The following is an 11,502-nucleotide window of genomic DNA, read 5'->3' as shown; positions in this document are numbered from 1 at the left end:
GTCTTAACTCGTGGGCGTAGCACCCATAACCACAACAAGGGGATGCCATGAACGATCACACCGAAAACTCCAGCTCGGACAGCGGCATCGATGCCGTCGCGATTTTCTGCCTCATCCTGATCGTGGTCGCCACGGCGGTGTTTTGGGTCAGCCACCAGTAGCAGGAGCAAGCGAGGCGGCGGGGTGTGGCGCGGGTATACTGCAGCGCATTCGACGAAAAGGTTTTCCTTGATGTCCTTTCCACGCTCCCTGGCCTTGTGCATGGGGCTGTTCTGTTGTGACCTGGCGCAGGCCGCCTCCGTTGTGTTTCTCAACCCCGGTCGTAGCGACGAGCCGTTCTGGCGCAGCTACGCCGAATTCATGCGCGCGGCTGCCGATGACCTGGGTATGGAATTGCGCATCGAGTTCGCCGAGCGTGACAACGCGCGCATGCTGGGTCAGGCCCGCGCAGCGCTTATGGGGCCCGAGACGCAGCGCCCCGACTATCTGGTATTCGTCAACGAGCAGTACGTCGCACCGGAGATTCTCCGGCTGGGGCAGGGCAGCGGGGTGCGCTTGTTCATCGTCAATAGCACCTTGACGGATGAGCAGCGCGGCCTGGCCGGCGGCCCGCGCGAGCGCTATGGCAACTGGATCGGCAGCCTGGTGCCCAATGACGAGGAGGCCGGGGCGCTGATGGCCGAGGAGCTGATCCGCCAGCAGCGCCGCGTGCAGCCACAGGGCGGGATCGAGATGCTGGCGTTCTCCGGCGTGAAGCAGACGCCCGCGGCCCGCCTCCGGGAGGCGGGGCTGCAGCGGGTGCTGGCAGCCAACCCGGATGTCAGGCTGCGCCAGCTCGTGTATGCCGAGTGGGACCGTGGCCGGGCTCTAGAGCAGGCCCGCCAACTGCTACCACGCTATCCGAGGGTCAGCCTGGTATGGGCGGCCAATGACGCGATGGCCTTCGGCGCCATGCAGGCTGCCGATGAGTTGGGCGCGCAGGTGCGTGGTCGCTTGCATTTCTCCGCGCTGAACAACTCTCCCGAGGTGCTGCAGGCGCGTACCGATGGGCGCGTGGATGTGCTGGTGGGCGGGCACTTCACCTTGGGTGGCTGGGCACTGGTGATGCTGGCGGATTACGACGCTGGGCAGGATTTCGCCCGTTTCGGCGGCGCGGACCAGCGCGCGCGGTTGTTCACCCGGCTGGATGCGCGACAGGCTCGGCAGTTGCTGAAGCACCTCCAACGGCCGGGCTACGGCGTCAGGTTCCGCGATTTCGGTGCGCGTGGGCACCCGGACTTCTCCGGCTACCGCTTTTCCCTGTCTCCGCTGCTGGATTGACGCGCACTACAGCCCGGCGAGGTGCAGCACCAGCTTGACCACGCCGAACAGCGTCAGCGCGAACACCAGGGTGAAGAGCACCCCGAGGATGATGAAGTGGCTGGGCTTGCCACGGCTGAAGTCCCGCGAGCGGTTCTTGCCGCTCTGCACGCCGAAGGCGGCCGCCGCGACGCTGTGGAGCATCTCGCGGAAGGTCAGGGGGCGTTGGTTGTCGTCGTCGATGTTGCTGTCGTCCATGGTGCACCTCCGTGGGGCACAAGCTTAGCTCGCCCCCGGCAGGCTGCCCGGATCAATGCACGGGATGCAGCAGGCGGGTGTTGACCTTCTCGGCGCGGGCGCGCAACTGGCCACAGCCGCCATCGATGTCCTGGCCGGCGGAATTGCGCACCTTGGTCAGCACGCCACGGCTGTGCAGGTAGCGCACCAGCTCGATGATGCGATCACCGCCCGGGCGCTGGTAGTCGTCCGCTTCCAGGCTGTTGTAGGGGATGAGGTTCATCACCGCGAACTTGCCCTTGAGCAGGCGCAGGATGCCGTCGGCTTCCTCCTGGCTGTCGTTGATGCCGGCGAGCAGCGTCCACTGGTACTGGATGGGGTAGTCCGTGGTGCGGGCATAGGCTTCGCCCAGCTCCACCAGTTCCTCGGGGCTGATGCGCGGCGCCTTGGGCAGCAGTTGTTCGCGCAGCTCGGCGCGGCTGCTGTGCAGCGACAGCGCCAGGGCCGGTTTGACCCGCTGCTGGGGCAGGCGCTCGAAGACACGCGGGTCGCCCACGGTGGAGAACACCAGGTTCTTGTGGCCGATGCCGCCGTCGGTGCCCAGCAGGTCGATGGCCTCCAGCACGTTGTCGAGGTTGTGGGCCGGCTCGCCCATGCCCATGAACACCACTTTCTTCACCTTGCGGTAGCGTCGCGCCAGGGCTACCTGGGCGACGATCTCCAGGCTGCCGACCTGGCGCAGCAGGCCGCTCTTGCCGGTCATGCAGAACACGCAACCCACGGCGCAGCCGACCTGGCTGGAGACGCACAGGCCGTCGCGGGGCAGCAGCACGCTTTCGACCATCTGGCCGTCGGCCAGGCCCACCAGCAGCCGTGCCGAGCCGTCGGCGGCGGGATGCTCGGAGCGCAGTCGCGCGAGGTTGTCCAGCTCCTCGGCCAGGGCCGGCAGGCCTTCACGCACGCTGATGGGCAGGAAGTCCTGGGCTTGCTGGCGCAGGGTGCAGGCATCGAGGGGCTTGCCCTGCAGCCAGGCGCGGATCACCCGCCCACGGTGGATGGGTTTGGCGCCGAGGGCGGCGAGGCGGTCGTGCAGGTCTTGGATACGCATGGGGCGCGCATCCTACCACCGCGCGCCCGCCGCTGGCAGGGCCTCAGCGCCCGCCACGGCTGAGCTCCGCCAGGCGCGCCGCCGACTGCTGCATGGCCTGGCCGAGGGCGTCCAGGTCCACCGCATCGCGGGCGTTTTCCTCGCTCACCGAGTGGATGCGCACCGCCAGTTCGTTGATCTCCTGGGTCACGTGGCTCTGCTCCTGGGCGGCGACGGCTATCTGCTGGGCGCGCTGGGAGATGTCGTCGAAGCTCTGCACCGTGGTCGACAGCGCGGTGGCCGCGCCTTCGGCTTCCTCCACCGCATGGCGGGTGCGTGCCTCGCCGGCCTGCATGGCCTGCACCGCCTGGCGCGAGGCCTGCTGCAGGCTGGCGATCATGGTGCTGATCTCGTTGGCCGAGCTCTGCGTCTTGGCTGCCAGGGAGCGCACCTCGTCGGCGACCACGGCGAAGCCACGGCCCTGCTCGCCGGCACGGGCGGCCTCGATGGCGGCGTTGAGCGCCAGCAGGTTGGTCTGCTCGGAGATGGCCTTGATCACATCGAGCACGGCGCCCACTTGCTGGCTGTCTTGCTCCAGCCGCGCGATCACCGCGGCGGCAGCGGCCATTTCACTGGACAGCGCCTGGATGGAGCGGCTGTTGGAGCTGACCTTCTGCTGGCCTTCGCTGACCACGCCCTGGGAGCGCTGGGCGGTGTCGGCACAGTCGTTGGTGTTCTGCGCCACTTCGTTGGCACTGGAGGACATCTCGGTGATGGCCGCCGCCAGCTGGGTGTTTTCCTGGCGTTGCTGCTCGGCGCGGTGGAGCAGGGCGCCACTGAGGCGGCCGAGGCTGGCGGCCTCTTCCTGCAGGCGGCGGGATTCCTCGGCGATTACCTGGAGCATGCCCTGCAGGCGCCCGGCGTACTGGTTGACCGAACGGCGCAGGCCGCCGATCTCGTCGTCACGGAGGATAGTCAGTGCGCCGCCGTGGCCCTGGCCGCTGCCGAGGGCGTCGATCTGGCCGGTGGTTTCGCCGAGCTGCTCCAGCACCTTGCGCCCGGCCAGCCAGACGAAGAACAGCAGCAGGCCCAGCAAGGGCAGGAGGAAGGCCAGCAGTTCATAGGTGAGCGCGCGCGCCAGGCCGGTGACCCGGGTCTGCGGTGTGACCAGGCCGACGGTCCAGTGGGTTTGCGGCATCACGAAGAGGTTGGCCTGGCTGGCTTCGCCCAGCAGGGCGTCGTCGTCCAGCGCCACGCTGGCGGTGCCGCTGGAGCCGAGCTTGCGCCGGGCCTCCGCCAGCGGCTGCAGCCAGGCTTCACGGGCGGCGAGGTCGTCGAACTTCTGCATGCTGGCTTCGGCGCCGCTGCCCGGCAGGGGGAAGAACAGGATGTTGCCGGCCGGGTCGAGGGCGAAGGCATAGCCGCCGGTGACCTTGCCCTGGTCCTTGAGGAAGGCGGCGAGGTCGTCGAGGCGCAGGTCGATGGTGCTGACCCCGGCGAAGCGGCCCTGCAGCTTGTAGGGCACGCTGCAGGTGACCATGGGCACCTTGCTGACCGGGTCCTGGTAGGCCTCGGACCAGGTGCAGGCATTGCCGCTGGCGCTGCGCGCGCCGGTGTACCAGGCGTCGTTGTGGTAACCGGGGCCTTCGGGCTTGTTGTAGTCGTCGGAGTATTCCAGCGCACCGCTGGCACCGCGTGCCCAGAAGAAGCTGCGGCGGTCGACGCCTTCGGTGAAGGCGCCCGGCTCCGGCCAGATGCCGCCGCCGGCGATGGCCGCATCGCCGCTGTTGTCGATCAGGTTGGGGTAGTTGTCGCGGTACTGTGCCTCTTCCCGGGGCAGCACCTCGGCCAGGTGCGCCATGCTCACCGCCAGGCCCTCGATGCCGGCGAGCTTGAGGCCGAGCTGGCGGACGATGGCGCTGCCGGTCTGCTCGATCAGGGCGTTACTTTCCGCCACCACCCGGGGCTGGCCACGGAACACCATGATGGCGAACACGGCGAGGGCGGTGAGCAACAGGAGGAAGATCGCGCCCAGGGTCAGGCGGCTGGAAATGCGGTCAGGCAGCAGAGACATTCGGTACTCCTCGATTCCCGAGCTGGAAGGCGGCGCACGGCAGAGGCGCGGCAGGCACTTCCTATGCAATAGCAGTGCCCGGGCCATTGCGCCTCTGAAAGGCGTGTCGGCCGATGTCGGGGTTCCTGCAGTGGTTTCGGAGGAGTGGTCGTTTCTGGGGGCGTTCAGGGAGTGATCGAGCGTGTCGGGGGCATCGCGGTGATGGGTTTCGTTTCGCTCGCGGAACGCCGCCCGACCCATCCTACGAAGAGCACCAAGCCGCGCGGACTGGGCACCCGTAGGATGGGTAGAGCCCCGCGAAACCCATCGTTGCGCCGCTGGGAGCCAGAAAGAACCAGGCCCGCATTGCGCGGGCCTGGCCGGGGTCAGTAGTCGTAGCCGAGGTTCGGCGCCAGCCAGCGTTCGCTCACGGCCTGGTCCTGGCCCTTGCGCTTGCTGTAGCTCTCCACCTGGTCGCGTTCGATCTTGCCGACCGCGAAGTACTGCGCCTCGGGGTGGGCGAAGTACCAGCCGCTGACGGCCGCCGCCGGGAACATGGCGAAGTGCTCGGTGAGGAACACGCCGCTGACGCCGGGCGCGTCGAAGCTGGCGCTCGGGTCCAGCAGGTTGAACAGGGTGGCCTTCTCGGTGTGGTCCGGGCAGGCCGGGTAGCCGGGAGCGGGGCGGATGCCGTTGTACTGCTCCTTGATCAGCGCCTCGTTGTCCAGGTGCTCGTCGGCGGCGTAGCCCCAGTGTTCCTTGCGCACGCGCTCGTGCAGCCATTCGGCGCAGGCCTCGGCGAGGCGGTCGGCCAGGGCCTTGACCATGATCGAGTTGTAGTCGTCGCCCTTGGCCTCATAGGTCTTGGCCACTTCCTCGGCGCCGATGCCGGCGGTGGTGATGAAGCCGCCGACGTAGTCGACCACGCCGCTTTCCTTGGGCGCGACGAAGTCGGCCAGGCACAGGTTGGGCTTGCTGTCGGGCTTGATGGTCTGCTGGCGCAGGTGGTGCAGGGTGGCCAGCGGCTTGCCCTGGTCGTCACGCACTTCGATGTCGTCGTGGTTGACCTGGTTGGCCGGCCAGAAGCCGAACACGGCGCGGGCCTTGATCAGCTTCTCGTCGATGAGCTTCTTCAGCATCGCCTGGGCGTCGGCGAACAGCGCGGTGGCGGCTTCGCCTACGACCTCGTCGGTGAGGATGCGCGGGTACTTGCCGGCCAGGTCCCAGGAGATGAAGAAGGGCGTCCAGTCGATGTACTCGGCCAGCACCGCGAGGTCGATGTCTTCCAGCACGCGCACGCCGGTGAAGCTCGGCTTGGGCGCGCGGTAGCCGGCCCAGTCGAAGGCCGGCTTGTTGGCCAGGGCGTCGGCGTAGGCCAGGCGCTCGGTGCGGGCGGCGCGGTTGGCGGTGCGCTCGCGGACTTCGACGTAGTCGGCACGGGTGCGCTCGACGAAGCCCGCCTTGAGTTCCTTGGACAGCAGCTGGGTGGCCACGCCCACGGCACGCGAGGCGTCGGTGACGTAGACCACGGCGTCGTTGCTGTACTGCGGGTCGATCTTCACCGCGGTGTGGGCCTTGGAGGTGGTGGCGCCGCCGATCATCAGCGGCAGCTCGAAGCCCTGGCGCTGCATTTCGCGGGCGACGTGGACCATCTCGTCCAGCGAGGGGGTGATCAGGCCGGAGAGGCCGATGATGTCGCACTTTTCGGCGATGGCGGTCTGCAGGATCTTTTCCGCCGGCACCATCACGCCAAGGTCGACGATGTCGTAGCCGTTGCAGCCGAGTACCACGCCGACGATGTTCTTGCCGATGTCGTGGACGTCGCCCTTGACGGTGGCCATGAGGATCTTGCCCTTGGCTTCCGGCTTGTCGCCCTTTTCCTCTTCGATGAAGGGGATCAGGTGGGCCACGGCCTGCTTCATCACCCGGGCGGATTTCACCACCTGGGGCAGGAACATCTTGCCGGAGCCGAACAGGTCGCCGACCACGTTCATGCCGGACATCAGCGGGCCTTCGATCACCTCGATGGGGCGCGCGCACTGCTGGCGGCATTCCTCGGTGTCTTCGACGATGAAGGCGGTGATGCCCTTGACCAGCGCGTGTTCCAGGCGCTTGTCCACGGGCAGCGAGCGCCATTCCTCGTTCTCCACTTCCTTGACCGCGCCGTCGCCCCGGTACTTGTCGGCGATGGCCAGCAGGGCTTCGGTGGCGTTGGCGTTGCGGTTGAGCACCACGTCTTCCACGGCGTCGCGCAGCTCTTTCGGGATCTCGTCGTAGATCTCCAGCTGGCCGGCGTTGACGATGCCCATGGTGAGGCCGTTCTGGATGGCGTAGTAGAGGAACACCGAGTGGATCGCCTCGCGCACCGGGTTGTTGCCACGGAAGGAGAACGACACGTTGGACACGCCGCCCGAGCTCAGCGCATGGGGCAGGTTGTCACGGATGTAGGCGCAGGCGTTGATGAAGTCGACCGCGTAGTTGTTGTGTTCCTCGATGCCGGTGGCGACGGCGAAGATGTTCGGGTCGAAGATGATGTCTTCCGGCGGGAAGCCCACTTCGTTGACCAGGATGTCGTAGCTGCGCTGGCAGATCTCTTCCTTGCGCGCCTGGGTGTCGGCCTGGCCGACCTCGTCGAAGGCCATCACCACCACCGCGGCGCCGTAGCGCTTGCACAGCTTGGCGTGGTGCTTGAACTGCTCGACGCCTTCCTTCATCGAGATGGAGTTGACGATGCCCTTGCCCTGGATGCACTTCAGGCCGGCCTCGATCACCTCCCACTTGGAGGAGTCGATCATGATCGGCACGCGGGAGATGTCCGGCTCGCCGGCGATGAGGTTGAGGAAACGCACCATCGCCGCCTTGGAGTCGAGCATGCCCTCGTCCATGTTGATGTCGATGACCTGGGCGCCGGCTTCCACCTGCTGCAGGGCGACTTCCAGGGCCTCGGTGTAGTTCTCCTCGCGGATCAGACGGGCGAACTTGGCGGAGCCGGTAATGTTGGTGCGCTCGCCGACGTTCACGAACAGCGAGCTGCGGTCGATGGTGAAGGGCTCCAGGCCCGACAGGCGGCAGGCCTTGGGAATCTCCGGGATCACGCGTGGCGGGTGCTTGGCCACGGCCTTGGCGATGGCCTCGATGTGCCCCGGGGTGGTGCCGCAGCAGCCGCCGATGATGTTGAGGAAACCACTGGCAGCGAACTCCTCGACCACCACGGCCATTTCCGCCGGGGTCTCGTCGTACTCGCCGAAGGCGTTGGGCAGGCCGGCGTTGGGGTGCGCGGAGACATGGGTGCCGGCCTTGCCCGCCAGTTCGGCGAGGTAGGGGCGCAGTTCCTTGGCACCGAGGGCGCAGTTGAGGCCCACGGAGATCGGCTTGGCGTGGCTCACCGAGTTCCAGAAGGCTTCGGTGGTCTGGCCCGAGAGGGTGCGGCCGGAGGCGTCGGTGATGGTGCCGGAGATCATGATCGGCAGCTCGACGCCCAGCTCCTCGAACACGCCCTGCACGGCGAAGATCGCCGCCTTGGCGTTGAGGGTGTCGAAGATGGTTTCGATGAGGATGAGGTCGGCGCCGCCTTCCATCAGGCCCTTGGTGGCCTCGGTGTAGTTCTCCACCAGCTCGTCGAAGGTGACGTTGCGGTAGCCCGGGTCGTTGACGTCGGGGGAGATGGAACAGGTGCGGCTGGTCGGGCCGAGGACGCCGGCGACGAAGCGCGGGCGGTCCGGGGTTTCCAGGGTCTTGGCGTCGGCCACTTCACGGGCCAGGCGCGCGCCCTCGACGTTCAGCTCGTACACCAGGGATTCCATGCCGTAGTCGGCCTGGGACACCTGGGTGGCGTTGAAGGTGTTGGTCTCGAGGATGTCGGCACCGGCGTCGAGGTAGGCCTTCTCGATGGCCTGGATCACGTCCGGGCGCGACAGCAGCAGCAGGTCGTTGTTGCCCTTGACGTCGCTCGGCCAGTCGGCGAAGCGCGCGCCGCGATAATCCTCCTCCTGCAGCTTGTAGCTCTGGATCATGGTGCCCATGCCGCCATCGAGGATCAGGATGCGTTCCTTGAGGGCCTGGTGGAGGGCGTGCAGGCGAGCGCTGCGATCGGTGAGCGGGCTGGACATGGAGGACCTGACTAGCTGGGCGGAAAAAGGGTGCGAAGCATAGCAAAGATGAGAGGGATCGACCGCCCACCGACTGGCGCATGAAAATGGCTCATGTTGGTTGCGGCGAAAGGTCGCGACAGCCCGTGCGGGCCCGGTGCGCGGGGATGCAGGCGTGGCGGGGGAGAGCGGGGAACGCGGCCGTGGATGAGGGCGGGTCATCCACGGCGCGGGGGGATCAGCCGCGGCAGCTGGCCGTGGCGTAGACGAAGTACTTCACCAGGTCGCGATCGGTGCGGTTCCACACCTCGCCGACCGAGCGCAGGCCCTGGCTCTGGCCGACCGAGCCGGCGATGCTGCCGCACCAGACGCGGGGGTACTTGCCACGGTACAGGGTGCCGCCGATGACCACGGCGACGTGGCCGTTGTTGCGCGCCGGGTTGTGGTCGCTGCCCTTGATGCCGGCGATCACGAAGTAACCCTGGGAGGCCTTCTGCGCGGCTTCGTCACCGCTGGCCAGTTCCTTCCAGCCGGTGGCCTGGGGCAGGCCGCCCATGATGGAGTCGGCGGTGCCGGCGGGGATCGGTACGCCGAGGGTGGCGGCCACCGACTGGAGGAAGCCGGAGCAGTTCTTCTTGTTCTGGGTACCGGTGATATAGCTCTGGTCCCAGGCCGCGGTGGCGGCGTTGACGATGCAGGTGTCGAGGCTCATTGACTCATCCCTATCAGGGTTTGCAGAAAGGCTGTACGGGTTGCTTTGCGTGGGTCTTGCAGCTGCCGGTGTCGTCGCAGTCGTCGCCCAGCACCAGCTCCTCGCCCTCGATGGACGCGCGCTTGCCGGTGATGTCCTGGCGGTGCAGCACCTTGCAGGTGGCGGTGTCGTAGGCCACCAGCTCGCCGTTGGAACCGCTGAACTCGTAGGTCACCAGGCGCTTCTCGTCGCGGCTGAGGAACAGCGGGTCGCGGGCCCAGATGCCGCCGTCCTCGATGTTGCAGCTCTTGCCGCTGGCCTTGTCCAGCAACACCACCGGCGGCTCGGGGAAGGAGTCGGGTTCGGCGATGTCCGGATTCTCGTTGACGAAGCGCACCTGCAGGTGCTGGCCGTCGCCGACGAAGGTGGTGGGCGCCTCGGGGCTCGCCACCAGTTTCAGCGGCGCGAAGCCGCAATCGGACGCCTGGGCACAGGCGCTGAGGGTCAGGGCGGCAAGGGCGCCGGCGAGGGGTTTCATGGTCAGGATCTCCTGTGGCATGGCTGGGGCCGGCCGGGTGGCGTTCGGCTGCAGTTCAGGAGGGGGAGCGCCGGACGGCGGCCCCGAGAACGGTCCCTGTAGCTGCGCCGACATCATCCCTGGCGGTCTGGCGTGGCGGCAGGATACGCCGGCGGCCCGCTGTGAGAGATGACGGCGTTCACGTCTGCAGCGCTCGGCAGGCCCTGGCGGACGGGCGGTGGGGCGGCGAGCGCCTCGGATTGTCGATCTGGGTCACGAAAGCCGGCTGCTGCTCTTCACAGGCCGGCGCGGCTGTTGCAGATTGATGCTGGCACCTCGCTAGTGCAGCAGGGCAAAGCCCACCAAGAGGCGAAAGACAGGCTGCCCGAATACCCCACACCGCACGCAAGACTGAACACATACAAGGAAGCAGTTCGATGGAACAGGCGAAGAAAGTGATGGAAATGGCCGGCTACTGGGCCGGTCATGCAGTACAGGGCGTCGCCACCGGCGAGATGCTGATCCCCATCGTCGGCTACCTGGGCACGGACCAGCAGACCAGCATGGAACGGCTGTTCATGGACAGCTCGGTGGAGGCCATGCAGCAGGGCGATGCGCGCATCACCAACCTGGCCGCAGACAAGCTGGGCGCCGTGTTCATCCGCGACGGCCTGGTCACCCTGCCCACCGGCAAGACCGACTGCCTGATCGTCGACATCCGCTTCGCTTCGGACAAACAGCGTCATTTCCAGTGGCTGCTGCCCTACCGCAATGCCGGCCACGAAGCCGGCTTCGCTGTGCACAAGCCGAAAGCTTCGGCTGGCGCGGGCTTCTCCAACGACGAACTCCAGGAGCTGGCCGCCGCCTTCTTCGATGGGCTGGAGAACAACGAGGAAGCCCTGGAGGTGTGGAACAGCAACTTCGTCGATCAGGCAGGCGAAAGCTCCGGCTTCCACGGCCAGGAGAACACCAATTTCACCGCCGAGGAGTTCCAGGCCCTGCGCCGCGCGCCCTTCATGGTGTTCCTGCTGGTGGCCGCCGCCGATGGCAAGCTCGACAACAAGGAGGCCCAGGCCTTCGTCAAGCAGCTGGGGGATTCGGCCAAGGAAGGGGGTGAGCTGTACTCGCGCATCATCACCAACGTCATCACCGATGTGCCGCAGCTGCTGACTGAACTGCTGACCACGCCGTTCAACCACGCCCAGGAACTGCTGCGCATCCGCCTGATCGTCGAGACCAAGGTATCGGCGGAGGAGGCGCAGGCGTTCAAGCAGGCGTTGCTGGGCCTGGGCAAGACGGTGGCCTCGGCCTCCGGCGGCTTCCTCGGCTTCGGCAGCAAGATCAGCAAGGAAGAAAAGGCCACCCTGGAGCGCATCGCTTCCGGCCTGGGCCTGACCTACAGCTGAGCCGCTGCGGCTAGCTGGGCGATGGCGCTGCGCCGTGAGGGCGCAGCCCATCGCTACCACCTTGGCTACCGGTTCGCTGCAGCGCAGCGCGGATGCCGTTAGAATCGGCCGGTCCGTTCGCCAA

General features: G+C 67.1%; 8 protein-coding genes and 1 pseudogene. 2 read left to right on the top strand and 7 right to left on the bottom strand.

Annotation, left to right across the window (positions count from 1 at the left end):
• The first annotated feature begins 231 nt into the window (after nucleotides 1–231).
• Entirely contained in the window at nucleotides 232–1,320 is a 1,089-nt protein-coding gene (locus RTW82_RS26270; RefSeq protein WP_316926933.1) for an ABC transporter substrate-binding protein, read from the top strand.
• A gap of 6 nt (nucleotides 1,321–1,326) precedes the next feature.
• Here the strand turns inward: RTW82_RS26270 and RTW82_RS26265 are convergent, their stop codons facing one another.
• The 7 genes and pseudogenes from RTW82_RS26265 to RTW82_RS26240 all read right to left on the bottom strand — a co-directional run bounded on the left by RTW82_RS26265 (nucleotide 1,327) and on the right by RTW82_RS26240 (nucleotide 9,993).
• On the bottom strand, nucleotides 1,327–1,557 hold the full coding sequence (locus RTW82_RS26265) for a DUF2970 domain-containing protein (protein ID WP_316926932.1): 231 nt from the start codon (nucleotides 1,555–1,557) through the stop codon (nucleotides 1,327–1,329).
• Nucleotides 1,558–1,609: 52 nt separating this feature from the next.
• A complete protein-coding gene (locus RTW82_RS26260) occupies nucleotides 1,610–2,644 on the bottom strand; it encodes an RNA methyltransferase (protein ID WP_021221769.1) in 1,035 nt (344 codons plus the stop codon).
• Nucleotides 2,645–2,687: 43 nt separating this feature from the next.
• A complete protein-coding gene (locus tag RTW82_RS32290) occupies nucleotides 2,688–3,971 on the bottom strand; it encodes a methyl-accepting chemotaxis protein (protein WP_410478855.1) in 1,284 nt (427 codons plus the stop codon).
• A gap of 120 nt (nucleotides 3,972–4,091) precedes the next feature.
• A pseudogene (locus RTW82_RS32285) lies at nucleotides 4,092–4,484 on the bottom strand (cache domain-containing protein); the annotation flags it as partial.
• A 578-nt stretch (nucleotides 4,485–5,062) separates the two neighbouring features.
• Nucleotides 5,063–8,785: a methionine synthase gene (metH, locus tag RTW82_RS26250; protein WP_316926930.1), complete on the bottom strand. Its 3,723-nt coding sequence runs from the start codon at nucleotides 8,783–8,785 to the stop codon at nucleotides 5,063–5,065.
• Nucleotides 8,786–9,002: 217 nt separating this feature from the next.
• Nucleotides 9,003–9,476: a hypothetical protein gene (locus RTW82_RS26245; protein WP_316926929.1), complete on the bottom strand. Its 474-nt coding sequence runs from the start codon at nucleotides 9,474–9,476 to the stop codon at nucleotides 9,003–9,005.
• 13 nt (nucleotides 9,477–9,489) lie between these two features.
• The gene (locus RTW82_RS26240) at nucleotides 9,490–9,993 is read right to left on the bottom strand and encodes a hypothetical protein (RefSeq protein ID WP_316926928.1); all 504 of its coding nucleotides are present in this window, start codon (nucleotides 9,991–9,993) and stop codon (nucleotides 9,490–9,492) included.
• Nucleotides 9,994–10,409: 416 nt separating this feature from the next.
• Between RTW82_RS26240 and RTW82_RS26235 the strand changes: the two genes are divergently transcribed.
• Nucleotides 10,410–11,378: a hypothetical protein gene (locus RTW82_RS26235; protein ID WP_316926927.1), complete on the top strand. Its 969-nt coding sequence runs from the start codon at nucleotides 10,410–10,412 to the stop codon at nucleotides 11,376–11,378.
• Nucleotides 11,379–11,502: the final 124 nt, after the last annotated feature.

This window comes from Pseudomonas sp. zfem005 (genome assembly GCF_032621735.1).
Lineage (GTDB): Bacteria > Pseudomonadota > Gammaproteobacteria > Pseudomonadales > Pseudomonadaceae > Metapseudomonas > Metapseudomonas solani.
This window is presented reverse-complemented; position numbering and strand designations above follow the sequence as displayed.